The sequence below is a fragment of the Hydrogenophaga sp. T66 genome (genome assembly GCF_057219855.1).
The window spans coordinates 1311394-1337489 of sequence record NZ_JBXVVX010000001.1; the positions used below are offsets into that span (position 1 = coordinate 1311394).

The following is a 26096-nucleotide window of genomic DNA, read 5'->3' on the forward strand; positions in this document are numbered from 1 at the left end:
GGTGTCGTTCAGGACGAGCAGCTGATCTCCAGGCCCGCCGCCCAGTCGGGTGGAAAGGCGGCCAGATCGTCTTCGTCCGGGCGTTCGTCGAAGGGCGCGGCGAAAGCTTTCAGCAGCCGGTCCACCTCGCTGAAATCGCCGTCGCGGGCGCGCCGGATCGCGATCTCGGCGAGGTGGTTGCGCAGGACGATGCGGGGATTGGTGCGGTGCATCGCCAGTCGGGTGGCCTCCGGGCTGAAGTCCGGTTCGGTCTGCAGGCGCTGACGCCACCGGGCGTGCCATGCGTCGAAAGCGTCGCGCTGAAGGAACAGGTCGCGGGCGGGGCCACCCGAGGCGATGCTGTCGCCCAGGCGCCGGAAGGCGATCGTGAAGTCCACGCGGTCGGCCGCCATCAGGCGCATCAGGTCGTCGATGAGGGCGTCGTCGCCATCGCTCACGGTATCCAGGCCGAGCTTGGCCCCCATGGCGCGTTGCAGCGCGGTGGGGAAAGCGGTTTTGTAGAGCTCCAGCGCATCGAGCGCCTGTTGCTGGTCGTCCAGCAAGGGCAGCAGCGCCTGACCCAGGCAGAACAGGTTCCAGTAGGCGACGTTGGGCTGCCGGTGGTAGGCGTAGCGGCCGCCGGTGTCGCTGTGGTTGCACACATGCGCCGGGTCGAAGGCGTCCATGAACTGGAAGGGGCCGTAGTCGATGGTCAGGCCCAGGATGCTCATGTTGTCGGTGTTCATCACGCCGTGGCAAAAGCCCACGGCCTGCCAGCGGGCAATGAGTTGAGCGGTGCGGCGGGTGACCTCGGCCAGCAGGCTGGCGTAGGGGTTGCCCCCGGTTTCGCGGCAGGCCGGGAGGTGGTTGTCGATGACAAAGTCCGCCAGTCGGCGCAACTCCTCGAGCCGGTTGGCCGCCGCGAAATGCTCAAAATGGCCGAAGCGGATGAAGCTGGGTGCCACGCGGGTGACCACGGCCGCGGTCTCCACCGTCTCCCTCACCACGGGCTGCGGCGACCCCACCACGGCCAGCGCCCGCGACGTGGGAATGCCCAGCCCGTGCATCGCCTCGCTGGCCAGAAACTCGCGGATCGAGCTGCGCAGCACGGCGCGGCCGTCGCCCATCCGGGAGTAGGGCGTGCGGCCCGCGCCCTTGAGCTGCAGCTCCATCGGGCCCAGGGGCGTGGACAGCTCGCCCAGCCACAGGGCGCGGCCATCGCCGAGTTGGCCGGCCCAGTGGCCAAATTGGTGGCCGCTGTACACGCTCGCCAGGGGGTGGCTGCCGGGCAGGCGCTGGTTGCCAGCGAGAGCGACCAGTGCGTCTTCCGAGTCCCACCAACCGAGCGGCAGCCCGAGTTCCCGGGCCAGATCGTCGTGCCGGCCCACCCACACCGGGGCTGGCAGGCCCGTGGCGTCGAGTCGCGTGAAAAAGGCCTCCCCCAAACCGGCGAAGCGGTCCATCCAGGGCCATTCGATGGGCACGTCCGCCGGACGGCTGGCGGTGTCAACAGCGGTGTTGCTCATCCCCGCATTTTCCAGGCCGCCGACGGACCGGGTTCGACGCAGGGTCAATGGCGCGGTGCGTCGGACGTGCTACCACCGAGCCCGGCTGCGGAAGACCGTCTCCCGCGGCAGGGATCAGTAATCGCCCAGCCCGTTGTTGATGAACTCTCGGATGCTGGCCTCGTCGGGCACCTCAATCACTTCCCCGTTCAGGCGCACAAGGTCCCGCTCGATGAGCTGTTCCAGCAGGCGGTCCAGTCGATCCCGGCTTACGCCCGTGATCAGCGCCAGCTCGTCACGGTGGAGCTGGGTCTGGGGAAAGTTCATCCAGTAGGGCCGGCACAGGAAGCCGGCCAGTACCTGGATCGAGGACAGCATGCGCGATGTCCCCATGAAGGTGATCGCCTGGCCCAGCCGCGCGTTGAGGCTGGCCAGCAGGGCATGGTTGAAGGCGAGGCTGCTGGCGACCAGATCGTCAAACAGCGCGTTGGGCAGGCAGACCAGGGTCGTTTCGCGCAACGCGACGATTTCATAGCGGCGCAGCTCATGTTTGAGCGCTGACCCCTCCCCGAACCATTCGCCGCCCTGCATGCCCACGTAATGCGCAAACCGGCCACTCATTGTTCGCATCTGCATCTTGACCAACCCGTCCAGGACCGCGTACCAGCCCTCTGACTGGGCGCCGGCGCGCAGGAGCGTGTCGCCGCGCCGGCCGCTGATGGTGATGGCGCTGGCGAGGGTGCGCGACTGCTGACGCGGTGGCAGGTCGGCAAACCATTCCTGGCGCGACAGGAAGAGCGCCTCGGGGCGTGGGGTGATCGACAGCATGAAACCTCCTGGGCACAGGTGATGTGTTTCGTCCCTTCCACATGCCCGTGCGTCCGGCAGGCGCGGTACGGGCAAAACAGGATGATTTAATTCCAAAACACTAAAAAGATGGCGAGATGATGCCCTCTAAAGTGTTCAAAGGAATTACAGGAGTGTTCCGGATGCTTACTTTTTTCAATCATAAGCGCGTTGCCGTGATCTTTGCCATAGTGGCGACCCTCAGTGGGGGCGCCGGCGCGGCTCCCTCGGCCCCTGCCGAGCCCGGGGTCACCGCCGATGAAATCGTGGTTGGGCAGTCGCTGGCCCTTACCGGTCCCATCGCGGACCTCAGCCGCGAGATTCAGACCGGGGTCAACGCGTACGTCGAGTCGCTCAACCGCGCAGGCGGCATCCACGGTCGTCGCCTGAAGGTGGTGACCCTGGACGACGGCTATCAGGTGCCGAACACGGTCAAAAACGTGGAGCAGTTGATCAAGCAGGACAAGGTATTTGCGTTGTTGAACGTGACCGGTACACCCCATTGCGAAGCCATCCTGCCCATGGTGCGCACGTTGGGCGTGCCGCTGTTCTCGCCATTCACCGGTGCGGATTCGCTCCGCAACCCGATGGTGCCGAACGTCTTCAATGTGCGCGCCGGCTACCGGGCGGAAACCGAGCGTCTGGTGCGTCACCTACACACGGTCAGCATCAAGCGCATCGGTGTTCTCTATCAGGGCAGCAGCTTTGGCACCGACGGCCTGACTGGAGTGCGAGCTGCCATGCAAGACCTTGACATCAAGCCGGTGGCCGAGGTGGTCATCAAGGCCGACGCGTCCGACACCGCCGACGCGGTGGCCAAGATGGTGGAGGCCAAGCCCGACGCCGTGATTCTGATCACGGCAGGGCGCCCGACGTTCTCGTTCATCCAGCAGTTCAACAAGGCCGGCGGCAAGGGCGTCCAGTTCTACACCCTCTCCGTGATGGGGACCGCCGCCAACATCAAGGCACTCGGACCAGACGGGATCGGCGTGGTGGTGGCTTCGGTCATGCCTTTCCCCTGGAGCGACGCGAACCCGCTGGTCAAGGAGTACCAGGCCGCGATGCGGGCCATCGGGCAAAACGATTTCTCGTTCGTCAGCCTGGAGAGCTACGTGAATGCGAAGCTGCTTGCTGAAGCGTTGCGGCGCGCTGGGCCCGATCTCAACCGGCAGCGTCTGGTTGCCGCGGCCGAAGGGATGGGGGGGCTTGACATGGGCGGTATGCGCGTTGGGTTCTCAAAAACCTCTCGACAGGCCTTCAAGTACGTCGAACTGGTCATCATCGGCGGTAACGGCAAGTTCATTCGCTGAGGGCTGGCTGGAGTCACCGTCGGGCCGGTTCTCCCGGCCCGACGGCGTTACCATCCGCCGCTGTGCCACCATGGCCCCGCCCCGTTCGGGCGTAGGCCCCGGCGGTTCCGATCACCCACCACGACACACCCGGAGACAGTCCATGCTCGGACAAATGCAAAGCCAGCCCCTGCTCATTTCGTCGCTGATCGTTCATGCCGATCGGCATCACGGCGCCACGGAAATCGTGTCGCGGCGGGTGGAGGGCGACATTCACCGCACTCATTGGTCTGGGATAGCCGCCCGCGCCCGCCGCGTGGCCCGGGCGCTCGACACAACGGCGCTTCCCTTCGGCGCCCGCGTGGCCACCCTGGCCTGGAACGGTTACCGGCACCTGGAGCTGTACTTCGGTGTCAGCGGGACCGGGCGCGTGCTGCACACACTCAACCCCAGGCTGCATCCGGAGCAGCTCGTCTGGATCGTCAACCACGCCGAAGACAGCGCGCTGTGCTTTGACATGACGTTCCTGCCGCTGGTCCAGGCGGTGGCGGCCAAGTGCCCGACCGTCAAGCACTGGATCGCGCTGTGCGATGCGGACAAGCTGCCGGCCGACACCGGGATTGCGGGGCTGGTGAGCTACGAAGCCTGGATCGGGGCACAGAGCGACGCCGCGTACCCGTGGCCCGAGTTCGACGAGAACAGCGCGTCGAGCATGTGTTACACGAGTGGCACGACCGGCAACCCCAAGGCGGCGCTGTATTCGCACCGTTCGACCCTGCTGCACGCCTACGGCGCCGCACTGCCCGACGCGCTGGGCTGCTCCGCCCGCGACAGCATCCTGCCGGTGGTGCCGATGTTCCACGTCAATGCGTGGGGCTTGCCTTATTCGGCCGCGGCCGTCGGCTGCAAGCTGGTCTTCCCCGGTCCCGCGCTGGACGGCAAATCGGTGTATGAGCTGATCGAAGCCGAAAAGGTGACCATGGCCGCAGGCGTGCCCACGGTGTGGCAGATGCTGCTGGGGCACATGCAGCAAAACAACCTGCGCTTCGGCACGCTCAAGCGCACCGTGATCGGCGGCTCGGCCTGCCCGCCGGCCATGATCAATGCCTTCAACGACCAGTACGGCGTTGAAGTGCTGCATGCCTGGGGCATGACCGAAATGTCGCCGCTGGGGACGGTCTGCACCCTGAAAAATGCCCAGCTGGCCCTCTCACCCGAGGAGCAACTCAAGGTTCGCCTGAAGCAGGGCCGCGCGGTGTTCGGCGTGGACATGAAGATCGTGGACGAGGCCGGCCATGAGCTGCCCTGGGACGGCAAGACCTACGGCGATCTGCTGGTGCGCGGCCCGTGGATCATTGAAAGTTATTTCAAAGGGGAGGGCGGCAACCCGCTGCGCACCGATGCGCACGGCAAGGGCTGGTTCCCCACCGGCGACGTGGCCACCATCGATCCCGATGGCTTCATGCAGATCACCGACCGCAGCAAGGACGTGATCAAGTCGGGCGGCGAATGGATCAGCTCGATCGACGTTGAAAACATCGCGATGGCGCATCCGGCGGTGGCCATGGCCGCCTGCATTGGCATGAAGCACCCCAAATGGGACGAGCGGCCGATCGTGGTGGTGGTCAAAAAGCCCGGGGCCAGCGTCACTCGCGAGGAGTTGCTGGCCTTCTACGAAGGCAAGACGGCCAAGTGGCAGATTCCGGACGACGTGGTGTTTGTCGACGCGATTCCGCTGGGCGCCACCGGCAAGATGCAAAAGATGACCTTGCGTCAGCAGCTCGCTGACTACCGCCTGCCGGGCGTTTGAAGCGTCAGGGGTGACCGCCGGCCTCGCCGGCAGTCACCCGCGCGATAGAGGCTAGGGCTATCCCTGAGTGGTGCGCTGCAGCAGCCTTGTAAGCTGCCCGCAAACTTCACCCACCCCAGGAGACACGCGTGAGCCCCCAGACCTTCAAGCCTTTGTTCGTCGCCACCCTGCTGGCCTGTGCGGCCAGCGCCTACGCCCAAAAGGGCGAAACGGTGCGCATCGCCTTCATCGACCCGTTGTCCGGCCCGTTTGCCAACGTGGGGCAGAACCAGCTCAAGAGCTGGCAGTTTGCGGCGGAGCAGAAGGGTGGCGCCAACAGCCCGGCTGGCGTGAAGTTTGAGGTCGTCGGTTTCGACAACAAAGGCTCGCCGCAGGAAAGCCTGAACGCGCTGAAGGCCGCGATTGACCAGGGCTTCCGCTATGTGACGCAGGGCAACGGCTCCGGCGCCGCCGCGGCGATTCTTGACGCGGTCAACAAGCACAACGCGCGCAACCCCGGCAAAGAGGTCGTGTACCTCAACTACGCGGCGGTCGATCCGTCGCTGACCAACGAGCGCTGCAGCTACTGGCACTTCCGCCTTGACGCGGACACCACCATGAAGATGGAGGCGCTGACGTCCTTCATGAAGGACCAGCCGAAGGTCAAGAACGTCTACCTCCTCAACCAGAATTACGCCCACGGCCAGCAGGTGGCCAAGTACTTCAAGGAGGGCATCCAGCGCAAGCGGCCTGATGTGAAGATCGTCGGCGAGGATCTGCATCCGCTGGGCCAAGTGAAGGACTTTGCGCCCTACGTGGCGAAGATCAAGCAGTCCGGCGCCGACACCATCGTCACGGGCAACTGGGGCGCCGACCTGACCCTGTTCGTCAAGGCGCTCAACGACGCGGGCCTGAAGATTCCGATGTACGCCTACTACCCGGGCGTCAGTGGCACGCCCACGGCCTTGGCGCAGGGCGGCGACATCGAGGTCTACCAGATCGCCTACAACCACTCGAACTACACCGGCGAGATGGCCAAGCTGATGGCCGACTTCAAGAAGCGGTTCAACGACGACTACTACACCTTCGCCACCTACAACGGCATCGTCGCCCTGGGCACCGCCATGACCAAGGCCAAGAGCACCGACCCGGTCAAGGTGGCGGCCGCTTTGAGCGGGCTCGAGTTCAAGGGCTTCAATGGCGACAGCACGTTCCGCAACAAGGACCACCAGCTGCAGCAAGGCCTGTGGATCTCCAAGTGGCAGAAGGTGGACGCCAAAAACAAATACAGCGTGGAGAACACCGGCTACACCTTCGCGCCGGTGAAGTACCTCGAAGCCTACGTCGCCAGCACGCCGACCAGCTGCGACATGAAGAAGCCCTGACGGTTGCCGTCGTCTCAGGCCGCATCGCGGCCCGGGGGACTGGTTGCGGCCAGTCCCCCCGGTATCGCTCGCCCGTGTGACCTACCCTGCCCGCCATGGAATTCTTCACCATCTCCCTGCTCAACGGCGTGAGCTACGGCTTGCTGTTGTTCATGCTCAGTTCGGGCCTGACGCTGATCTTCAGCATGATGGGCGTGCTGAACTTCGCCCACGCCAGCTTCTACATGCTGGGGGCCTATTTCGCCTACACCGTGACGGCCTTGGTGGGTTACTGGCCGGCGCTGATCGTGGCGCCGCTGCTGGTCGGGTTGCTGGGGGCGCTGTTTGAAAAGCACGTGCTGCGGCGGGTGCACGCGCACGGCCACGTGCCGGAGCTGCTGATCACCTTCGGCCTGAGCTACATCATCCTCGAGCTGGTGCAACTGGTCTGGGGCACCAGTTCGGTGGACTACCGGGTGCCCGAGGCCCTGTCGGGCCCGCTGTTCACGCTCTATGGCACGCAGTTTCCGCTGTATCGCGGTTTCATGATGGGCGTGTCGCTGTTGATGCTGGTGTCGATCTGGCTGCTGCTCACGCGCACCCGCATCGGCCTGGTCATCCAGGCTGCGCTCACCCACCCGCAGACGGTTGAAACGCTCGGGCACAACGTGCCGCGTGTATTCATGCTGGTCTTCGGCGGCGGCGCCGCGCTGGCCGGCCTGGCGGGGGTCATCGGGGGCAACGCCTTCGTGACCGAGCCGGGCATGGCGGCCACCGTCGGCTCGATCATCTTTGTGGTCGTCGTGGTGGGCGGGATGGGCTCGCTGTCGGGCGCCTTCCTGGCCTCGCTGCTCATCGGGGTGATTCAGACATTCGCGGTCGCGATCGACGTGTCGCTGGCCACCACACTGAGTCAGTTTGGGGTGGTGATCACGGAGCAGACCTTCGGATACGCCCTGTGGAAACTCAAGGTCAGCCAGGTGGCGCCCATCCTGCCGTACCTCTTCCTGGTGCTCATCCTCATCTTCCGTCCGCGCGGCCTGCTGGGCACGCGCGAAGGCTGAGCCCGCCGGACACCCGCCATCGACAACGCCATGGTCTCTACCCGACGACTTCCCCCCGCTCGCCTGGCCATCTGGGGCGGCTTCGCGATCCTGCTGATCGCCGCCCCCATGATCTGGACCAGCAGCCTCTCGCACACCATGCTCTCGCAGATGGGCATCGCCATCATCGTCTGCCTGAGCTACAACATGCTGCTCGGCCAGGGCGGCATGCTCAGCTTCGGCCACGCCGTGTATTCCGGCATGGGCGCCTTTCTCACGATCCACACCCTCAACCTGGTCACCGAAGGCACGCCGATCCCGGTGAGCCTGTTGCCGATCGTGGGGGGGCTTTCTGCCGCGGTGTTCGCGCTGATCTTTGGCTGGGTCACCACCAAGAAATCGGCGACGACCTTCGCCATGATCACGCTGGGCATTGGTGAGCTGGTCTGGGCCATGTCGCTGATGTTTCCCGGCTTCTTCGGTGGCGAGGGCGGCATCTCCGGCAACCGGGTGGCGGGCAGCAGCCCGTTTGGCATCACCTTCGGCCCCCAGATCCAGCTGTACTACCTGATCGCGCTCTACACCTTCGTGTGCACGGTGCTGATGTTCATGTTCACCCGCACACCGCTGGGGCGCATGCTCAACGCCGTGCGCGACAACCCCGAGCGGGTGGAGTTCGTGGGCTACAACACCCAGGTCGTGCGGTACATCGCGTTTGTGATCGCCGCCTTCTTCGCCGGCGTGTCGGGCGGTCTGGCCGCGCTGAACTTCGAGATCGTGACCAGCGAGGTGGTGAGCGCCCCGCGCTCGGGCGCCTACCTGCTCTTCACCTTCCTGGGGGGCGCCACGTTCTTCTTCGGGCCGATCATTGGCGCGGTACTGATGGTTCTGGCCTTCGTGCTGCTGTCCGAGCTGACCAAGGCGTGGTTGCTGTACCTGGGCCTGATCTTCCTGTTCATGGTGATGTACGCGCCGGGCGGGGTGGCCAGCCTGATCATGATGAACGTCCGCGTCGCGGCCCACGGCCTGCTCAAACCCCTGTTGGGGAGTTATGCGCTGATGACCGTGTTTGCGCTGCTGGCGCTGGTCGGTGCCGGCGCGATGATCGAAATGGTGTACCACCTGCAGCTCAACGCGGCCATGGGCGACGAGCTCAATTTCCTGGGCCTGACCCTCAACGCCCGCAGTGCCGCCAGCTGGATCGGTTCGGCCGTGGCGGCGGCGGTGGGCCTGGGTCTGTTTGAATGGGTGCGGCGCGGCTTCTCGCATCGATGGAGCGAGGTGCAGACCACCATTGAAGCGCGGTTGCGCGCGCAGGAGGCCGCATGAGCACCGTTCCCGCCCTTGAATTGCGCGACCTGCGCAAGAGCTTTGGCAAGACCGAAATCATCCGCGGCGCCAGCCTGTCGGTGCAGCCCGGCGAGCGGGTGGCCATCATCGGGCCCAACGGCGCGGGCAAGTCCACGCTGTTCAACCTGATCTCCGGCCGCTTTGCGCCCACGAGCGGCGAGGTGCTGTTGCACGGCACGCGCATCGACGGCAAGCGCCCGTTCGAGATCAACCGGCTGGGCCTGTCCCGCAGCTTCCAGATCACCAACATCTTCCCCAAGCTCAGCGTGTTTGAGAACTTGCGCTGTGGCGTGCTGTGGAGTCTGGGCTACCGCTACACGCTGTTCCGCTTCCTCAACGGCCTGACCGATGCCAACGAGCGTGCCGAGCAGCTGTTGCGCATGATTCGTCTGGAGAAAAAGCGCGATGTGCTGGCAATGAACCTGACCTATGCCGAACAGCGCGCGCTGGAGATTGGCATCACCATCGCGGGCGGCGCGCAGGTGGTTCTGCTCGATGAGCCCACCGCGGGCATGAGCAAGAGCGAAACCGCCCGGTTCATCGAGCTGATCCGCGAGGTGACGGTGGGCAAGACGCTGCTGACCGTGGAGCACGACATGGGCGTGGTGTTCGGTCTGGCCGATCGCATTGCCGTCGTGGTGTATGGCGAGGTCATCGCCTGCGACACGCCGGACGCGGTGCGGGCCAACGCGCGCGTGCAGGAGGCCTACCTGGGCTCCGTGCTGGCCGAACAACAGGCGGCAGGACACTGACATGCTGAACGTTCACGACCTTCATGCCTTCTACGGCAAAAGCCACGTCCTGCATGGCGTGGGCTTCTCGGTGCAGCCGGGCGAAATCGTGGCCCTGCTGGGCCGCAACGGCTCGGGCCGATCGACCACGGCGAAAGCCATCATGGGACTGGTCGACTGCACCGGCCGCATCGAATGGAAGGGCCAGGACATCCGCGGCCGACAGCCTTTTGAAATCGCGCATTTGGGCATTGGCCACGTGCCTGAGAATCGCGACATCTTTCCGCGCCTGACGGTGCACCAGAACCTCCTGCTCGGCCAGAAAGGCAAGGGCAAAGGCGCGCGCTGGTCGTTTGACGACATGTACGCCATGTTCCCGCGCCTCAAGGAGCGGCAGCACACGGAGGCCGGTGTGTTGTCCGGCGGTGAGCAGCAGATGCTGACCCTGTGCCGCACGCTCATGGGTGACCCCGACCTGATCATCATCGACGAGCCGACCGAAGGACTCGCGCCGAAGATTGTCGAGCTGGTGGCCGAGTACCTGCAGAAGCTCAAGGCGCGCGGGGTGTCTGTCCTGCTGATTGAACAGAAGCTCACGATCGCGCTCACCATCTCCGACCGCACGCTGGTGATGGGGCACGGCAGCATCGTGTTCGAAGGGTCGCCGGACGATCTGCGGGCCAACCCGACGGTGCGCAAAGAGTGGCTCGAGGTGTGATGCCGGGGATTTGCTCGGTACGATGAGCGCATTCACCCAACCATCCCACAGGAGTTCACCATGGGCAAAGAGCAGCGCAGCGAAAAGATGAGCAAGAAGCCGAAGAAGGATGCCGGCGGTGGCAAGGCGCCCGCGCCGGTGTCTGACCGCCCGACGCCGCCGATGACGGCCGTCATCCCGCGCGGCAAAGACAAGAACAAGTGAATCCGCCGGGCGCCTGGACCGGCGCCCACGTCAGCAGGACCGCGCTTGTCCCTGCGGCGACAAAGGCGTTTGCCGCGCCGTCTCTCCCTCCCTAGAATTCCAGAAATCGAACGCTCGTTCTTTTTTTAGAGTGAGCTTGCGTTCCCCGATCCCGCCAACGTTTCACGAGGAGCTTTCATGTCCGCTGATTACCAGGTGCACGGCGATGTGGCCGTCATCACGCTGAACAACCCGCCGGTCAACGGCCTGGGTTTGTCCACCCGCCAGGGCATCGTGGCCGGTCTGGAAAAGGCACAGGCGGACGCCGCCGTGACGGCGGTGGTGATCACCGGCGCCGGCAAGGCGTTTTCGGGCGGCGCCGACATCAAGGAGTTCGGCACGCCCAAGGCCCTGGCCGAGCCCAACCTGCTCAGCGTGATTCTGGCCGTGGAGAACTGCCGCAAGCCGGTCGTGGCCGCGATCCACAGCGTGGCCATGGGCGGCGGGCTTGAGCTGGCGCTGGGCTGCCACTACCGCATCGCAGCCCCCGGCTGCAATGTGGCGTTGCCGGAGGTCAAGCTCGGCCTGATTCCCGGCGCGGGCGGCACGCAGCGTTTGCCGCGGGTGGTGGGTGTGGAGGCCGCCCTCAACATGATTGTCAGCGGCGAGCCGGTCAAGAGCGAGATGCTCGCCATGCTGCCGGGCCAGAAGCTGTTCGACAAGATGGCGGCCAGCGCCGATTCGCTCGCCGCCGAAGCCCTGGCGTTTGCCAAGGAAGTGGGCGCGAAACACGCCGACGGCAGTGCACTGCCGCTGGTGCGGCATCTGCCGGCCAAGCACAAGGACGGCGACGCGTACTTCCAGTTCGCGCGCAACATGGTCAAAGGCATGGCCAAGAACTTCCCGGCGCCGGGCAAGTGCGTTGACGCGGTCGAGGCCGCCACCAAGCAGAAGTTTGACCAGGGCATGGCGTTCGAGCGCGAGATCTTCATCAACCTGATGTGGACCGCGGAAAGCCGGGCGCTGCGCCACCTGTTCATGGCCGAGCGCGCCGCGAGCAAGATCCCTGACGTCGCGGACGACACGCCGCAGCGCAAGATCGAGAAGGTGGCCGTCATCGGCGCCGGCACCATGGGTGGCGGCATCTCGATGAACTTCCTCAACGCGGGCATTCCGGTGACCATCCTGGAGATGAAGCAGGAAGCGCTGGACCGCGGCGTCGGCGTGATGCGCGGCAACTACGAGGCCCAGGTCAAGAAGGGCAAGCTCAAGCAGGACAAGCTTGATCAGCGCATGGCGCTGCTGGCCACCACCGTGAACTACGACGACATCAAGGATGCCGACCTGGTGATTGAGGCGGTGTTTGAAGACATGGGCGTGAAGGAAGCCGTGTTCAAGAAGCTTGACGAGGTCATGAAGCCGGGCGCGATTCTCGCCTCCAACACCTCGACGCTGGACCTCAACAAGATTGCGTCGTTCACGAAGCGCCCGCAGGACGTGGTGGGCCTGCACTTCTTCAGCCCGGCCAACGTGATGAAGCTGCTGGAAGTCGTGCGCGGTGACGCCACCGCGAAGGACGTGATGGCCACCGTGATGGCCGTGGCCAAGAAGATCAAGAAGACCGCGGTGGTGTCGGGCGTGTGCGACGGCTTCATCGGCAACCGCATGATCGAACAGTACGGTCGCCAGGGCGGCTTCCTGCTGGATGAGGGCTGCACGCCCGCGCAGGTGGACCGCGCGATCGAGAAGTTCGGCTTCGCCATGGGCCCGTTCCGTATGGGCGATCTGGCCGGCAATGACATCGGCTGGGCGATCCGCAAGCGCCGCTACACCGAAAAGCCCGACATGAAGTACAGCAAGACCGCTGACCTGCTGTGCGAGAAGGGCCGCTTCGGCCAGAAGGTCGGCAAAGGCTGGTACGACTACGTGCCGGGCAAGCGCGACGCGATCCCGAACGCCGAGGTCGAGCAGATGATCGCCGAGCACCGCAAGGCGCTGGGCATCACGCCGCGCAAGATCTCCGATGAGGAAATCGTGCAGCGCCTGGTCTTCTCGCTGGTGAACGAGGCCGCACACATCCTGGAAGAAGGCATCGCCAACAAGGCCAGCGACATCGACGTGGTCTACATCTTCGGCTACGGCTTCCCGGTGCACCGCGGCGGCCCGCTGCGCTACGCCGACGAGGTGGGCCTGTTCAACGTGGTGCAGGCCATGAAGCGCTTCCAGCAGAACCCGCTCGACGACGCCAAGTTCTGGGAGCCGGCCCCGCTGATCCAGCGCCTGGTGGCCGAAGGCAAGGGCTTCAACGCCTGATCGCCGCCTCGCCCCGAACCGAATCAGGAGAAATCACATGAGCAACGCCGTCATCGTTTCCACCGCCCGCACGCCGCTGACCAAGAGCTGGAAGGGTGCCTTCAACATGACCCATGGCGCCACCCTGGGCGGCCACGCCGTGCATCACGCCGTGCAGCGCGCCGGCATCGACGCCGCCGAGGTTGAGGACGTCATCATGGGCTGCGCCAACCCCGAGGGCGCGACCGGAGCGAACATCGCTCGCCAGATCGCGCTCAAGGCGGGTCTGCCGATCACCGTCTCGGGCATGACGGTCAACCGCTTCTGCTCGTCCGGTCTGCAGACCATCGCGCTGGCCGCCCAGCGGATCATCGCCGGCGAAGGCAGCGTGTACGTGGCCGGTGGCGTGGAGAGCATCTCCTGCGTGCAGCAGGAGATGAACCAGCACATGCTCAAGGACCTCGCGCTGGAGAAGCAGAAGCCCGAGATTTACTGGAACATGCTGCAAACCGCCGAGCAGGTGGCCAAGCGCTACGGCATCGGCCGCGACAAGATGGACGAATACGGCGCCGCCAGCCAGCAGAAGGCCACCGCCGCGCTGGAAGCCGGCCTGTTCAAGGCCGAAATCGCGCCCATCACCGTCACCGCTGGCGTGGCGGACAAGACCCTGGGCCTGATCACCAAGCAGGTCACCGTGGAAAACGACGAAGGCATCCGCCCCGGCACCACGTTCGAGGCCATTCATGGCCTGCGCTCGGCACTGCCGGGTGGTCTGGTGTCGGCCGGCAACGCCAGCCAGTTCAGCGACGGTGCTGGCGCCTGCGTGTTGATGGACGAGACGCTGGCCGAGAAGAAGGGCCTCACGCCGCTGGGCCGTTTTCTGGGCTTTGCCGTTGCAGGATGTGAGCCGGACGAAATGGGCATCGGCCCGGTGTTCGCCATCCCGAAGGTGCTGTCGCGCCTGGGCCTGAAGATGGAGGACATCGACCTGTGGGAGCTCAACGAGGCTTTTGCGGTGCAGGTGATCTACTGCCGCGACAAGCTCGGCATCCCGGCCGACCGGCTCAACGTGAACGGTGGTGCGATTGCGGTCGGTCACCCCTATGGCGTGTCGGGCCAGCGGCTCACCGGACACGCGCTGATCGAAGGCAAGCGCCGCGGCGCCAAGCGGGTGTGCGTGACCATGTGCATCGGCGGTGGCATGGGCGCAGCCGGGGTATTCGAAGTGTTGTGACGCCGCGCGTTGCGCGGTCGCACCACACCGCGCGCGCCGAAGGATGTGACTCCCCCCGCGCCGCCTTCGGCGTCACCCCTCAAGGGGCGCCGAAGGCGGCCCGGGGAAGCCGGTTCCGCGCCGGCACAGAAAGTTCGCTTCCGCACGGAGCGTTTTTGGCCGCCACTGTCCGAGGGATCCATGTCACTTCGCCCCACCATCGACTTCCTGCTGCACGACTGGCTTGATGTCCAGTCGCTGCAGCAGCGCGAGCGCTTCACCGACCACAGCCGCGAGACCTTCGATGCGGTGCTCGACACCTGCGAGCGCATGGCGAGGGAGAAGTACGCGCCCTTCAACCGCTTGGTCGACACGCAGGAGCCTCACTTCGACGGGGAGCGGGTGATCCTGCCGCAGGCCACGCACGACGCCTGGCAGGCTTACGCCGAGAGCGGCATGCTGAGCGCCGCCCAGGACTACGATATTGGCGGCATGCAGCTGCCCTACACGGTGGAAGCGGCTGCCAACGCCTTCTTCGCCATGGCGTCGGTCAGCATCGGCGCCGGCATGCTCACCGTGGGCAACGCCAACCTGCTCATGGCCCACGGCACCGAGGCGCAGAAGCGCGTGTTTGCGCTCAACGAGTTCTCCGGCCGCTTCAGCGGCACCATGTGCCTCTCGGAGCCCCAGGCCGGCTCCAGCCTGAGCGATGTGGCCACGCGCGCGGTGCCCGATGGGGCCGATTTCGAGCGCGATCCGCTGGGTCCGCGCTTTCGCCTCAAGGGCAACAAGATGTGGATCTCGGCCGGGGAACACGAGCTGACCGAGAACATCGTCCATCTGGTGCTGGCCAAGATCCCGGGGCCCGATGGCAAGCTGCCGCCCGGCGTGAAAGGCATTTCCCTGTTCATCGTGCCGAAGAAGCTCGTGGGCACCGAGGGGCAGCTGACCGGCGAACGCAACGACGTGGCCCTGGCGGGTCTGAACCACAAGTGCGGCTGGCGCGGGACGACCAACACGCTCCTCAATTTCGGGGAAGGCAAATTCCCGGTGCGTGGCGCTTCTGGTGCGATTGGCTACCTGGTGGGGCGTCCGGGCGAGGGCCTGCGCTGCATGTTCCACATGATGAATGAGGCCCGCATCGGCGTGGGCATGGCCGCAACCATGCTGGGCATGGCGGGCTACCACGCGAGCCTCGACTATGCGAAGAACCGGCCGCAGGGACGCCCGATGGGACCCGCGGGCAAGGACCCGACCAGCCCGCCGATCCGCATCATCGAACACGCGGACGTCAAGCGCATGCTGCTGGCGCAGAAGAGCTACGCCGAAGGCGCGCTGGCGCTGGAGCTGTATTGCGCGCGTCTGGTCGATGAACAGCACACCGGCGCTTCCGAAGCGGCCGACGAGGCGCGCCTGCTGCTGGAGGTGTTGACGCCGATCGCCAAGAGCTGGCCCAGCGAATGGTGTCTGGAGGGCAATTCGCTGGCGATCCAGGTGCACGGCGGCTACGGCTACACCCGCGACTTTCCGGTCGAACAGTACTGGCGCGATCAGCGCCTGAACATGATCCACGAGGGCACGCACGGCATCCAGGCCATGGATCTGCTGGGCCGCAAGGTGCTGATGGAGAACGGACGCGGCCTGCAGCTGCTGGCCGGTCGCATCAACGCCACCATCGAGCGCGCCATTCAGGTGCCCGACCTCGCGGCCCACGCCAACGCGCTGGGCAAGGCGCTGCAGGACGTCGGTGCGGCAACCAAGGCGGCGTGGGCCACCGGCGAGCCGACCGAGGCGCTGGCCAACGCCGTGCCCTACCTGCAGGCGTTCGGCCACACCGTGCTCGCCTGGATCTGGCTTGATGTGGCGCTGGCCGCCCACGCCAGCGAACCCGGCGACGCGCGCACCGGGCGTCTGGCGGCCATGCGCTTTTTCTTCCACTACGAGCTGCCGAAGATCGGCGCGTGGCTGGGGGTGGTGAGCCGTCGCGACACCACCTGTGCCGACTTGCCCGAAGGGGCCTTCTGATGCTGCGCCACATCGTGATGTGGACCTTTCGGGAGCAGGCGGAAGGCGCCGACCGCGCCACCAACGTGGCCCGAGCCCGGGCTCTGCTCGAAGGCTGCGCCGGCATCACCCCCGGCATCGTGCATTTCACGGTGGCCACCGCCACACCGGGCATGGACTGCACGGCCGACCTCGTTCTCGACAGCACCTTCACCGACGCCCACGCCTTGGCCGCGTACCAGGCGCACCCCACCCACGCGGCGATCAAGCCCTTCATGAAGGCGGCGGTCGCCAGCCGCCACTGCATGGATTTCCTCATCTGACGCGCGTCCGCGCGCGCAACTTCACCAGGAGACAACCCCATGACCCGCACGATCAAGCAGCTCTTCGACCTCCAGGGTCGCACGGCCCTCATCACCGGAGGCTCCCGCGGCCTCGGCCTGCAGATGGCCCACGCCCTGGGCGAGGCCGGCGCGCGCGTGCTGCTGAGCTCCCGCAAGGCGTCGGATCTGGAGGAGGCGACCGCCGAGCTTCGAGCCGCTGGCATCGACGCCCAGTGGATCGCCGCCGACGGCCAGAGCGAGGCCGAGTGCCGGCGACTGGCGCAGGAGAGCCTGCAACGACTCGGCGGCCAGATCGACATCCTGGTGAACAACGCCGGCGCCGCGTGGGGCGCCCCGGCCGAGGATCACCCGGTCGACGCCTGGGACAAGGTGATGAACCTCAACGTGCGCAGCTATTTCATCCTCAGCCAGGAGGTCGCCCGGCTGAGCATGATTCCGCGCCGCCGCGGCAGCATCATCAACACCGCGTCCATCGCCGGTCTGGGCGGCAACCCGCGCGACATGAAGACCATCGCTTACAACACGTCCAAGGGCGCGGTGATCAATTTCACCCGCGCGCTGGCGGCCGAGTGGGGCGCCCATGGCATCCGCGTCAACGCGATCTGCCCCGGCTTCTTCCCGAGCAAGATGACGCAGGGCACGCTCAAGGCGATGGGCGAGGAGCGCCTGGCGGCCCACGCGCCGCTGGGCCGCCTGGGCGACGACGAAGATCTCAAGGGCCTCACCGTGCTCTACGCGAGCGACGCCGGCAAGCACATCACCGGCCAGTGGCTGGCGGTGGACGGCGGCGTGTCCATCATCGCCGGCGGATAGAAACCGGAACACCCCCGCCGCGCTGCGCGCGACCCCCTCCAGGGGGCGGCACCAGCGGGCCGGCGGAGCCGGACCCGCGGTGCCACTGGTCGTTAGGCGCATCACCAGACCGACTGCGTTGTTTGCACATGGAATTCTCAGTCCGCATTCCCTTCGTTGAGCTGCTCGGATTTGAGCTTCGCCGCATGGACGGTGGTGAGGCGGAGATCGCTTTCAACCCGGCGGCCGATCACCTCAATTCCTTCGACGTGGTGCACGGCGGCGCCAGCATGACCCTGCTTGATGTGGTCATGGCCCACGCCGCGCGCTCGGTGCAGCCCGACATGGGCTGCGTCACGATTGAGATGAAGACGAGTTTCATGCGCGCGGCGCAAGGGCCACTGCGGGCCACCGGCCGCCTGCTGCACCGCACCGCCACCATGGTCTTCACCGAGGGCCAGGTGTTCAACGCGGCGGGGCAGCTGTGCTGCCACGCCACCGGCACCTTCAAGTTCGTGCCCCGGCTGCCCGCCGGCCCGGGCCAGGTGAAGCCGCTCAACCGCCTGCCCACCGACTGATTCCGGGCCGCCCGCGCGGCCCTCCACCCGACCTCACCCAGGAGCCTGTATGCCCACCAACCGCCAGATCGTGCTCGACAACCGCCCCCAGGGCGAAGCCACCGTCGACAACTTCCGTCTCGTGACCACCGAGACCCCCCCGCTCCAGGACGGTCAGGTGCTCGTGCGCCACCATTTCCTGAGCCTGGACCCCTACATGCGCGGGCGCATGAACGACAGCCGCAGCTATGCGCAGCCGCAGCCGCTGGGTGAGGTCATGATTGGCGGCACCGTGGGCGAGGTCGTCGAGTCGCGCCACCCGAAGTACCAGCCCGGCGACCGCGTGGTCGGCATGGGCGGCTGGCAGGAGTACAGCGCGGTCGACGCCACCCAGCCCGGCGCGCTGCGCAAGGTCGACACCACGCATGTGCCGCTCAGCCACTACCTCGGCGCGGTCGGCATGCCCGGCGTCACGGCCTGGTACGGCCTCGTCAAGATCATCAACCCGAAAGCCGGCGAGACGGTGGTGGTCAGCGCCGCCAGCGGCGCGGTGGGCAGCGCGTTTGGTGCCTTGGCCAAGGCCCGCGGCTGCCGCGTGGTCGGCATCGCGGGCGGGCCGGACAAGTGCCGCTACGTCACCGAGGAACTGGGCTTCGACGCCTGCATCGACTACCGCGAGCACAAAGACCTCGGCGCCATGGTCAAGGCGCTCAAGGTAGCCTGCCCGAACGGCATCGACGGGTACTTTGAAAACGTCGGCGGCATGCTGCTCGACGCCGTGATGCTGCGCATGAACGCCTTTGGCCGCATCGCCATGTGCGGCATGATCGCCGGCTACGACGGCCAGCCGCTGCCGATGGCCAACCCGGCCATGATCCTGGTCAGCCGCCTGAAGATCGAAGGCTTCATCGTGAGCGAACACATGGAAGTCTGGCCGGAGGCCCTGGCCGAGCTGGGCACGTTGGTGGGCACCGGCAAACTGCGCCCGCGCGAATCCGTGGCCGAGGGCATTGCCGCGGCGCCGGCGGCTTTCATTGGCCTGCTCAAGGGCAAGAACTTCGGCAAGCAGCTGGTGAAGCTCTAATTCCCGAGGGCCGCCTGCGGCGTCGCCCCTCAAGGGGCGCCACCGGCGGCCCGGCACAGCCGGTTCCGCGGTGCTCCGCGATTGGAGAAGGCAATGACCGTGACCCACGAGGTGTTCAATCAACCCGCGCCGCTGGCCGACGTCAATCTGTTTGAGACCAACCGGGCGATGCAGGCCGCGCTGGCCTTCAATGCACCGGGACTGGACACCGGGGCGCTGCGCGAACTTGGCCGTCTGACGGGCAGCGCGGAGTACCAGGGCCACGCGCGGCTGGCCAACGTGTGCACGCCGGTCCTGAAGACCCACAGCCGCGTGGGGCACCGGATCGATGAAGTGGAGTTCCACCCGAGCTACCACGCGCTGATGACCGCCGCCACGGGCGCTGGCCTGCACGGCACGCCCTGGAGCGAGACCGACGGCCATGCCCACCTGCGCCGCGCGGCCGGCTTCATGCTGTTCACCGAGCTGGAGCCGTCGATCCTGTGTCCGATTTCCATGACCTACGCGGTCACCCCGGCCCTGCGGGCCAATGCGGCCATCAGCGCCGATTGGGGTCCGCGCATCGCCAGCCGTGCCTACGCGCCCGGCCTGCTGCCGCTGGGGGACAAGCCGGGCGTCACGCTGGGCATGGGCATGACCGAGAAGCAGGGCGGCTCCGACGTGCGTGCCAACACCACCCGCGCCGAGCTGGACGGCCACGACGCCTGGGGCGCACGCTACCGCCTGACCGGCCACAAGTGGTTTTTCTCGGCCCCGATGTGCGACGCCTTTCTGGTGCTGGCCCAGACCGCCAGCGGCCTGTCCTGCCTGTTTCTGCCCCGGGTTCTGCCCGACTGGCTCGGCGGTGGCCGCAACGCGCTGCACATTCAGCGCCTCAAAGACAAGCTGGGCAACAAGGCCAACGCCAGCTCCGAGGTCGAGTTCCACGGGGCCACCGCCTGGCTGGTGGGCGAGGAGGGCCGTGGCGTGCCGCAGATTCTGGCCATGGGCACGATGACGCGGCTCGACTGCGCCTTGGGCACCAGCGGTCTGATGCGCCAGGCCCTGTCGATCGCGCTGAACCACACCACCCAGCGCAAGGCGTTTGGCAAGTACCTGATCGACCAGCCGCTGATGAAAAACGTGCTGGCGGACCTGGCCCTGGAGTCGGAGGCCGCCACCGCGCTGTCGCTGCGCCTGGCCCGCGCCTTCGACCGGCCCGACGATGCCCACGAGCAGGTCATGGCCCGTCTGCTCACGCCGGTGGCCAAGTTCTGGGTGTGCAAGCGCGGCAGCCATTTCGCGCAGGAAGCCATGGAGTGCCTGGGCGGCAACGGCTACGTCGAGGAGGGTGGCGAAGGCACCATGGCCCGCATCTATCGCGAGATGCCGCTCAACTCCATCTGGGAAGGCGCCGGCAACATCATGGCGCTGGATCTGCTCCGCGCCCTGCGCAAAGCCGACGCGGGCGCCGCGCTGGCCCACGAACTCGCCCCGGCGCGCGGCATGAACCCGGCGCTCGATCACCTGGCCGACCGGCTGCCCCTGCGTGTCGAGGAGATGGCCACCGAGCTGGAGGCGCGCCGGCTCGCACAGGACGTGGCCCTGGCCGTGCAGGCCGCGCTGCTGGCGCAGACCGCCCCGGCGGCGGTGTTCCATGCTTTCTGCGATTCGCGGCTCGGCGGCCACTGGGGCCACAGCTTTGGCTCGCTGACCGCCCGCGCCGACCTGGACGCACTGATCGCCCGCGCCATGCCCCACTGACCTTGCTGCCCCACCCCATCTCCACCCATCTCCACCCAACCCCACCGGAGAAGCGCTGTGTCCGACCTGATCCTGCACCACTACCCCAGCTCCCCGTTCTCGGAAAAAGTCCGCTTGATGCTGGGTCACAAGGGCTTGGCCTGGCGCAGCGTGCACATTCCGCGCATCCTGCCCAAGCCCGACGTCGTGGCCCTGACCGGCGGCTACCGCAAGACCCCCTTTCTGCAGATCGGTGCCGACATTTACTGTGACAGCGCCCTGATCGCCGATGTGCTCGAACACCGCCAGCCCGAGCCCACGCTGTTTCCGGCGGGTGTGCGCGGGCTGGCCCGGACCGTGGCGCAGTGGGCCGACGGGACGCTGTTCTGGGCGGCCATGGCGTACAACCTGAGCCCCAAGGGTGCCGCGGCCCTGTTCGCCGGTCAGCCTCCGGAGGCGGCGCAGGCCTTCGCCGCTGATCGTGGCGCCATGCGCACCAACATGACCCAGCTGCGTCCCGGCGACGCCACCAGCGCCTACCGCAGCTACCTGCGCCGGCTGGCCAGCATGCTCGACGGCCAGCCCTACCTGCTGGGCGCGGTGCCCAGCGTGGCCGATTTCGCAGCGTACCACCCGCTGTGGTTCAGCCGCGTCGTCAACCCGACCATGGCCAGCATCCTGGAGGCCACACCGGAGGTGCTGGCGTGGATGGATCGGCTGGCCGCCAGCGGCCACGGCCAGGCCACGCCCCTGACCAGCGCCGAGGCGGTCGAGATCGCCCGTCAGAGCGGCCCGGCACCGCTGAGTGACGAGGCTTTTCAGGACGACCATGGCATCGCCCTGGGCAGCCTGGTCACCGTGCAGGCCGAGTCCTTCGGCACCGAGCCCACGGAAGGCGTGCTGCGCGCGGCCACCCGCACGCGCTACACCCTGGAGCGCGAAGACCCGCGCGCCGGCCGGGTCCATGTGCATTTCCCCCGCGTGGGCTTTGTGCTCAAGGAAGTCCGCGCTTGACCGTGCCGTTGCCGCTGGCTTGGCGCTGCCTGCCGTTTGACGCCTTGCACCCACGGACGCTGTATGCGCTGCTGCGTCTGCGCAGCGCGGTGTTCGTGGTGGAGCAGGCCTGCGTGTTCCAGGACCTCGACGGGCTAGACGCCGACTGCCTGCACCTGCTGGGCGAGCGCGGCGGAGGTTTGGTGGCGGCTGCGCGGCTGGTGCCGGCCGGGCGCGCCTTTGCCGAAGCCAGCATCGGCCGCGTCGTGACGGACCCCGCCGCCCGGGGGCAGGGGTTGGGCCACACCCTGATGTCCCAGGCCATCGATACGCTGCAGCGCCTCTGGGGCCCGCAGCCCATTCGCATCGGCGCGCAGGCCCACCTGCAGGATTTCTACCGCCAGCACGGCTTCGTCACCGCCAGTCCGGTGTACGACGAGGACGGCATTGACCATGTGGAGATGCGCCGCGACCCCGCCGGCGGCTCCGTTTGAGCTTTTCACCAGGAGACTTTTCATGTTGCAAGACTTCCGCGGCAAGACCGCCGTCCTCACCGGCGCCGGTTCGGGCTTTGGCCTTGAGTGCGCCCGTCTCGGTGCCCGGCTGGGCATGAACCTCGTGCTTGTCGATGTGCAGGCCGACGCGCTGGCCCAGGCCGAGGCCGAGCTGAGCGCCACCGGCGTGGCGGTGATGGCCCGCCGCGTCGACGTGTCCAGCGCCGACGAGATGGCGGCGCTGGCCGAGGCCGTGCAGGCCCGCTTTGGTGCGCCGCACTTCGTGTTCAACAACGCGGGCGTGGGCTCGGGCGGTCTGATCTGGGAAAACTCGGTCAAGGACTGGGATTGGGTGCTCGGCGTGAACCTGTGGGGCGTGGTGCATGGCGTGCGCCTGTTCACGCCGATGATGCTCGCCGCCGCCAAGGCCGATCCGGCCTGGCGCGGCCACATCGTCAACACCGCGAGCATGGCCGGGTTGCTCACGCCGCCGAACATGGGCATCTACAACGTCAGCAAGCACGCGGTGGTGGCCCTGACCGAGACGCTCTACCAGGACCTGCACCTCGTGACCGACCAGGTCGGGGCCAGCGTGCTGTGCCCGTATTTCGTGCCGACGGGCATCAGCCAGAGCCACCGCAACCGGCCCGCGGCGCTGGCCGACGAGAAGCCGACCGCCAGCCAGCTGATTGGTCAGGCGATGAGCGAGAAAGCGGTGAGTTCCGGCAAGGTCACGGCCGCCGAGGTGGCGCAGCTGGTGTTCGACGCCATGCGCGACGACCGCTTTTATGTGTTCAGCCACCCGCGGGCGCTGGGCAATGTGCGCGCGCGCATGGAGAACATCGTCACCGCCACCAACCCGGTGGATCCGTTTCTGGAGCGCCCGGAGATCGGCGCGCAACTCCGCGCCGCGTTGCGGCAGGGTTGAGGGGCAAGGCTGAAGGGGAGGGCGGTCGCAGCGCTGCCTTCACCGACGGAACAATCGCTGCAGCCACCCGCGCTTGGCCAGCGCGGGCGGAGCGGCGGCCGGGGCCGTGGCGCTCGCTGCACTGGTGTCGTCGAGGCTGGCATAGGCCATCTCCAGTTCGCCGCCGCTGTCCCAGCGCGGTGCGTGGCGGGCCAGCCGGTCCGGGTGCGTCAGCAATTCGCGGTGGCGCAGCAGGGCGGCCAGGATGTGGCGGCGCAGGTAATCCGGGCCGGCGGGCCGGTGGATGAAGCGGAAGATCTGGCCTTGGTTGATGAGGTTGGCCAGGGCGGTGCTGTCCCGTTGCTCGCTGTACACGAGCACCACCAGTTGGGGCTGGCGGCGGCGCAAGGCCCGGATCAGTTCAAACGTCTGGTGATCGCCAGAGCGCAGCCCGCAGACGAGGATCGCTGCCCGGCCCGACGCCACCATGCCCACCACATCGGCCACGTCAGGCGTCCAGAGCACGCGCAGGGCACCGCGCAGAGCGCTTTCCACCTGCGTCGAGATGGCCCGCTCCTCGTCGTAGACCAGCACCGTTTCGTTCGCCCGCTCCAGGTCCAGTTCGCTGAGCGCGGCCGGTGCACCGGTCCATCCCGCGCGGGAGAGGGCCGCCGCCCGGGCGGCCTCGCCCACGGTGTCCAGCAGCCGCTGGTTGTCCCAGGGCTTGGTGATGAAACGGAACACCTCGCCTTCGTTGACCGAGCCCAGCACCGCATTGAAATCGGCGTAGCCCGTGAGCAGGAGGCGGACCGTGCGCGGGGAGATCTCGCGCGCCCGTTCGAGAAACTCCACGCCAGTCATGCCCGGCATGCGCTGGTCGCTGATCACGACGTCAAAGTCGTCTGCCTTCATCAACAGCAGACCCTGCTCGGCGCCCTCCGCGATGATCACGTCGTAGTGATGGCGCAGCAGCCAGCGCAGCGAGCGCAGCAGGCTCGGGTCGTCGTCCACGCACAGGACGCGGGGTTTGGCCGGGGTTTTCACGCGGAGCTTCCTTTGTCGTTCAAGGGCAGGCTCACCACAAACGTGGCGCCTTGACCGGGTGTGCTGCGCACGGTGATGTCGCCACCGTGGTCGCGGACCAGTCCGCGCGCGATCGACAGGCCCAGGCCCGTGCCCTGGCCTGCCGGCTTGGTGGTGAAGTAGGGCTCGAAGATTTTCGGCAGGATGGCCGGGGCGATACCGGGCCCGGTATCGCTGATCGCCACCTCGACGAGCTCCCCGGCGGCATGCGCTTCCACCCGGATGTGGCCTGTGTCGCCCATCGCCTGCGCGGCATTCATCAGCAGGTTGAGGAACACCTGGTTGAGCTCGGAGACGTTGCAGGTGATCGGCGGCACGCTGTCGTAGTGCTCCTCTAGCACGATCTTCGACGGAATCACCGTGCGCGCGATGTAGCACACGCTCTGCAGCATCTTGGACAGCGACACCTGGTGCGTGGGAGAACGATCGAGGCGGCTGAAGCTGCGCAGGTTGTCCACCAGCTCGTTCATCTGGTCCAGCCCCTTGAACACGTCCGCCAGCATCGCCTGGCTTTCCTTGACCTCTTCGGCGGCGAGTTGCAGGCCCGGGTTGCGGTCGAGTGTGCGGCGCAGTTCGGCGTCCACCACGCGGTCGAGTTCCTGCAGGGCGTCGGACACCATCTGCACGTTGCTGCGGGAGAAGGCCAAGGGGGTGTTCAGCTGGTGCGCCACGCCAGCGACCATCTGGCCCAGCGCATTCATCTTTTCGGACTGCACCAGCCGCTGCTTGGCCGCTTCCGCGTCCGACGCCTGGCGCTCAATGACTCCCTGGGCGCGCCGCACCACCACCAGGAGCACCAGGTAGAGCAGCACGAGCAGCCCCACCAGAATCATCAGCTGCCGCTGGCCGCTCAGCCGCACCTCGGCCTGATCCTGGGCCGCCTGTTCGGCCAGCTGCCGTTCGTTGTCGGCCGCCACGGTCTGGAAGCGCGCGGCCGAGGCCTTGACCTGGGTCACCATCGGCGTGACGTCGGAGTAGAGCTCGATCACCCCCACGATCTCCTCCGTGCCGGGCGCGCGCACGGGCAGGTAGCTGGAGAACAGGTCACGGTTCACCTGATCGCCGTGCACCGAGCGAAAGCGCTCCCGGAAGCTGAGTTCAGAGGCCGCCTTGCCCTGGCGGGCGGATTGGAAGGAGGCGCTCTGGGCCTTGTCTTCGCCCAACTGGGTGAAGTCGGTGGTGTAGCGAACGATGCCGTCCAGTGAATAGACCTTGATCTTGGCCATCGAGGTCTGCGCCATAGCTTCGCGCATGCGCTGGTCGAGTGCGCGGAAGGATGGGAGTTGCTGCAGGGCCAGCCCGAGCTCGGCCAGACAGGTGGTCTTTTCCGGGCCAGGCACGGTTTTCCCGGTGCTGGGGTCTGTGACGTCCGGCAGCGGGCGGCAGCGCGCCACGTCCAGGCGCTGGGTTTCCAGCAGGTACGGATCCACCAGTTCACGCCACAAGGCGTTGGACAGCAGCTGCGTCAGATTGACGTGGCCCTGCTCCTGCGCGGCGATCAGGTCTTGCCGCGCCGATTCGTCCGCTCGGCGGGCAAAGTCGCTCTGGATGGCGCTGACCGCCTGGGCGCCGCGGGCCTGGACTCCCGCGAAGAAATCGGTTTGCCGCCCTTCGAGGTAGACCAGCGTGGTGGCGAGTGTCGCGATCGCGGCCAGGCTGGTGAGGGTGAAGTAGCGGGTGAGTCGAAAGGGCGCTGGCGACATGGGTGGACCTGCGGAACGGGGGATGGGCGGCGATGCTAGGGTTGACCCGGAGGCCGGCCGATACCGCATAGGTAGTAGCAAGGTATTCATTTCAAGCTGCCGTGAACGGTG

23 protein-coding genes are annotated in these 26096 nt (G+C 66.8%); 19 read left to right on the forward strand and 4 right to left on the reverse strand.

Annotated elements, in window-relative coordinates; all coding sequences use genetic code 11:
- Positions 1 to 8: 8 nt before the first annotated feature.
- Both AC2D80_RS06075 and AC2D80_RS06080 read right to left on the reverse strand, forming a co-directional pair.
- Positions 9 to 1505, reverse strand: a complete 1497-nt coding sequence (locus AC2D80_RS06075; protein WP_484632074.1) for a protein adenylyltransferase SelO — start codon at positions 1503 to 1505, stop codon at positions 9 to 11.
- A gap of 114 nt (positions 1506 to 1619) precedes the next feature.
- Positions 1620 to 2312: a Crp/Fnr family transcriptional regulator gene (locus tag AC2D80_RS06080; RefSeq protein ID WP_484632075.1), complete on the reverse strand. Its 693-nt coding sequence runs from the start codon at positions 2310 to 2312 to the stop codon at positions 1620 to 1622.
- Positions 2313 to 2473: 161 nt separating this feature from the next.
- On the opposite strand from AC2D80_RS06080, the gene AC2D80_RS06085 reads away from it, so the two are divergent.
- From AC2D80_RS06085 to AC2D80_RS06175, 19 genes are all read left to right on the forward strand, one after another.
- On the forward strand, positions 2474 to 3640 hold the full coding sequence (locus tag AC2D80_RS06085; protein WP_484632076.1) for an ABC transporter substrate-binding protein: 1167 nt from the start codon (positions 2474 to 2476) through the stop codon (positions 3638 to 3640).
- Positions 3641 to 3782: 142 nt separating this feature from the next.
- A complete protein-coding gene (locus tag AC2D80_RS06090) occupies positions 3783 to 5429 on the forward strand; it encodes a 3-(methylthio)propionyl-CoA ligase (protein ID WP_484632077.1) in 1647 nt (548 codons plus the stop codon).
- Positions 5430 to 5557: 128 nt separating this feature from the next.
- A complete protein-coding gene (locus AC2D80_RS06095) occupies positions 5558 to 6793 on the forward strand; it encodes a branched-chain amino acid ABC transporter substrate-binding protein (protein WP_484632078.1) in 1236 nt (411 codons plus the stop codon).
- A 95-nt stretch (positions 6794 to 6888) separates the two neighbouring features.
- On the forward strand, positions 6889 to 7836 hold the full coding sequence (locus AC2D80_RS06100; protein WP_484632079.1) for a branched-chain amino acid ABC transporter permease: 948 nt from the start codon (positions 6889 to 6891) through the stop codon (positions 7834 to 7836).
- A gap of 30 nt (positions 7837 to 7866) precedes the next feature.
- Positions 7867 to 9144: a branched-chain amino acid ABC transporter permease gene (locus AC2D80_RS06105; protein WP_484632080.1), complete on the forward strand. Its 1278-nt coding sequence runs from the start codon at positions 7867 to 7869 to the stop codon at positions 9142 to 9144.
- Positions 9141 to 9917 (forward strand): ABC transporter ATP-binding protein, encoded by a 777-nt coding sequence (locus AC2D80_RS06110; protein WP_484632081.1) that lies wholly within the window; start codon positions 9141 to 9143, stop codon positions 9915 to 9917. Before AC2D80_RS06105 ends, AC2D80_RS06110 begins: the two co-directional genes overlap by 4 nt.
- Before the next feature lies 1 nt (position 9918).
- Positions 9919 to 10614 carry an ABC transporter ATP-binding protein gene (locus tag AC2D80_RS06115; protein ID WP_484632082.1) on the forward strand — a complete coding sequence of 232 codons (696 nt, stop codon included), beginning with the start codon at positions 9919 to 9921 and terminating at the stop codon, positions 10612 to 10614.
- 60 nt (positions 10615 to 10674) lie between these two features.
- Positions 10675 to 10818 (forward strand): hypothetical protein, encoded by a 144-nt coding sequence (locus AC2D80_RS06120; RefSeq protein ID WP_484632083.1) that lies wholly within the window; start codon positions 10675 to 10677, stop codon positions 10816 to 10818.
- Between the two features lie 177 nt (positions 10819 to 10995).
- Positions 10996 to 13110 (forward strand): 3-hydroxyacyl-CoA dehydrogenase NAD-binding domain-containing protein, encoded by a 2115-nt coding sequence (locus tag AC2D80_RS06125; protein ID WP_484632084.1) that lies wholly within the window; start codon positions 10996 to 10998, stop codon positions 13108 to 13110.
- Between the two features lie 37 nt (positions 13111 to 13147).
- Complete coding sequence (locus AC2D80_RS06130; RefSeq protein ID WP_484632085.1) at positions 13148 to 14323, forward strand: acetyl-CoA C-acyltransferase; 1176 nt, start codon at positions 13148 to 13150, stop codon at positions 14321 to 14323.
- Between the two features lie 180 nt (positions 14324 to 14503).
- Positions 14504 to 16327 carry an acyl-CoA dehydrogenase gene (locus tag AC2D80_RS06135; protein WP_484632086.1) on the forward strand — a complete coding sequence of 608 codons (1824 nt, stop codon included), beginning with the start codon at positions 14504 to 14506 and terminating at the stop codon, positions 16325 to 16327.
- The gene (locus AC2D80_RS06140; RefSeq protein ID WP_484632087.1) at positions 16327 to 16629 is read left to right on the forward strand and encodes a Dabb family protein; all 303 of its coding nucleotides are present in this window, start codon (positions 16327 to 16329) and stop codon (positions 16627 to 16629) included. Before AC2D80_RS06135 ends, AC2D80_RS06140 begins: the two co-directional genes overlap by 1 nt.
- A gap of 39 nt (positions 16630 to 16668) precedes the next feature.
- Positions 16669 to 17463 (forward strand): SDR family oxidoreductase, encoded by a 795-nt coding sequence (locus AC2D80_RS06145; protein ID WP_484632088.1) that lies wholly within the window; start codon positions 16669 to 16671, stop codon positions 17461 to 17463.
- Positions 17464 to 17591: 128 nt separating this feature from the next.
- Entirely contained in the window at positions 17592 to 18020 is a 429-nt protein-coding gene (locus AC2D80_RS06150) for a PaaI family thioesterase (protein ID WP_484632089.1), read from the forward strand.
- A 49-nt stretch (positions 18021 to 18069) separates the two neighbouring features.
- Positions 18070 to 19083: an NADP-dependent oxidoreductase gene (locus tag AC2D80_RS06155; RefSeq protein ID WP_484632090.1), complete on the forward strand. Its 1014-nt coding sequence runs from the start codon at positions 18070 to 18072 to the stop codon at positions 19081 to 19083.
- A gap of 93 nt (positions 19084 to 19176) precedes the next feature.
- The gene (locus AC2D80_RS06160) at positions 19177 to 20826 is read left to right on the forward strand and encodes an isovaleryl-CoA dehydrogenase (RefSeq protein WP_484632091.1); all 1650 of its coding nucleotides are present in this window, start codon (positions 19177 to 19179) and stop codon (positions 20824 to 20826) included.
- A gap of 57 nt (positions 20827 to 20883) precedes the next feature.
- On the forward strand, positions 20884 to 21819 hold the full coding sequence (locus AC2D80_RS06165) for a glutathione S-transferase family protein (protein ID WP_484632092.1): 936 nt from the start codon (positions 20884 to 20886) through the stop codon (positions 21817 to 21819).
- Positions 21820 to 21821: 2 nt separating this feature from the next.
- Positions 21822 to 22292 (forward strand): GNAT family N-acetyltransferase, encoded by a 471-nt coding sequence (locus tag AC2D80_RS06170; RefSeq protein WP_484632651.1) that lies wholly within the window; start codon positions 21822 to 21824, stop codon positions 22290 to 22292.
- A 22-nt stretch (positions 22293 to 22314) separates the two neighbouring features.
- On the forward strand, positions 22315 to 23220 hold the full coding sequence (locus AC2D80_RS06175; RefSeq protein WP_484632093.1) for an SDR family oxidoreductase: 906 nt from the start codon (positions 22315 to 22317) through the stop codon (positions 23218 to 23220).
- A gap of 39 nt (positions 23221 to 23259) precedes the next feature.
- On the opposite strand, the gene AC2D80_RS06180 is transcribed toward AC2D80_RS06175, so the two are convergent.
- Together AC2D80_RS06180 and AC2D80_RS06185 are read right to left on the reverse strand one after the other, a co-directional pair.
- Positions 23260 to 24243, reverse strand: coding sequence for a response regulator (locus AC2D80_RS06180; RefSeq protein WP_484632094.1), 984 nt, complete (start codon positions 24241 to 24243; stop codon positions 23260 to 23262).
- On the reverse strand, positions 24240 to 25985 hold the full coding sequence (locus AC2D80_RS06185) for a sensor histidine kinase (protein ID WP_484632095.1): 1746 nt from the start codon (positions 25983 to 25985) through the stop codon (positions 24240 to 24242). The genes AC2D80_RS06180 and AC2D80_RS06185 overlap by 4 nt, the downstream gene beginning before the upstream one ends.
- Positions 25986 to 26096 lie beyond the last annotated feature (111 nt).

Bases quoted from the DNA above. Each gene is read 5' to 3' on its own strand.
- AC2D80_RS06075 (WP_484632074.1), bottom strand. From the start codon at position 1,505: ATGAGCAACACCGCTGTTGACACCGCCAGCCGTCCGGCGGACGTGCCC.
- AC2D80_RS06080 (WP_484632075.1), bottom strand. From the start codon at position 2,312: ATGCTGTCGATCACCCCACGCCCCGAGGCGCTCTTCCTGTCGCGCCAG.
- AC2D80_RS06085 (WP_484632076.1), top strand. From the start codon at position 2,474: ATGCTTACTTTTTTCAATCATAAGCGCGTTGCCGTGATCTTTGCCATA.
- AC2D80_RS06090 (WP_484632077.1), top strand. From the start codon at position 3,783: ATGCTCGGACAAATGCAAAGCCAGCCCCTGCTCATTTCGTCGCTGATC.
- AC2D80_RS06100 (WP_484632079.1), top strand. From the start codon at position 6,889: ATGGAATTCTTCACCATCTCCCTGCTCAACGGCGTGAGCTACGGCTTG.
- AC2D80_RS06105 (WP_484632080.1), top strand. From the start codon at position 7,867: ATGGTCTCTACCCGACGACTTCCCCCCGCTCGCCTGGCCATCTGGGGC.
- AC2D80_RS06110 (WP_484632081.1), top strand. From the start codon at position 9,141: ATGAGCACCGTTCCCGCCCTTGAATTGCGCGACCTGCGCAAGAGCTTT.
- AC2D80_RS06115 (WP_484632082.1), top strand. From the start codon at position 9,919: ATGCTGAACGTTCACGACCTTCATGCCTTCTACGGCAAAAGCCACGTC.
- AC2D80_RS06120 (WP_484632083.1), top strand. From the start codon at position 10,675: ATGGGCAAAGAGCAGCGCAGCGAAAAGATGAGCAAGAAGCCGAAGAAG.
- AC2D80_RS06125 (WP_484632084.1), top strand. From the start codon at position 10,996: ATGTCCGCTGATTACCAGGTGCACGGCGATGTGGCCGTCATCACGCTG.
- AC2D80_RS06130 (WP_484632085.1), top strand. From the start codon at position 13,148: ATGAGCAACGCCGTCATCGTTTCCACCGCCCGCACGCCGCTGACCAAG.
- AC2D80_RS06135 (WP_484632086.1), top strand. From the start codon at position 14,504: ATGTCACTTCGCCCCACCATCGACTTCCTGCTGCACGACTGGCTTGAT.
- AC2D80_RS06140 (WP_484632087.1), top strand. From the start codon at position 16,327: ATGCTGCGCCACATCGTGATGTGGACCTTTCGGGAGCAGGCGGAAGGC.
- AC2D80_RS06145 (WP_484632088.1), top strand. From the start codon at position 16,669: ATGACCCGCACGATCAAGCAGCTCTTCGACCTCCAGGGTCGCACGGCC.
- AC2D80_RS06150 (WP_484632089.1), top strand. From the start codon at position 17,592: ATGGAATTCTCAGTCCGCATTCCCTTCGTTGAGCTGCTCGGATTTGAG.
- AC2D80_RS06155 (WP_484632090.1), top strand. From the start codon at position 18,070: ATGCCCACCAACCGCCAGATCGTGCTCGACAACCGCCCCCAGGGCGAA.
- AC2D80_RS06160 (WP_484632091.1), top strand. From the start codon at position 19,177: ATGACCGTGACCCACGAGGTGTTCAATCAACCCGCGCCGCTGGCCGAC.
- AC2D80_RS06175 (WP_484632093.1), top strand. From the start codon at position 22,315: ATGTTGCAAGACTTCCGCGGCAAGACCGCCGTCCTCACCGGCGCCGGT.
- AC2D80_RS06185 (WP_484632095.1), bottom strand. From the start codon at position 25,985: ATGTCGCCAGCGCCCTTTCGACTCACCCGCTACTTCACCCTCACCAGC.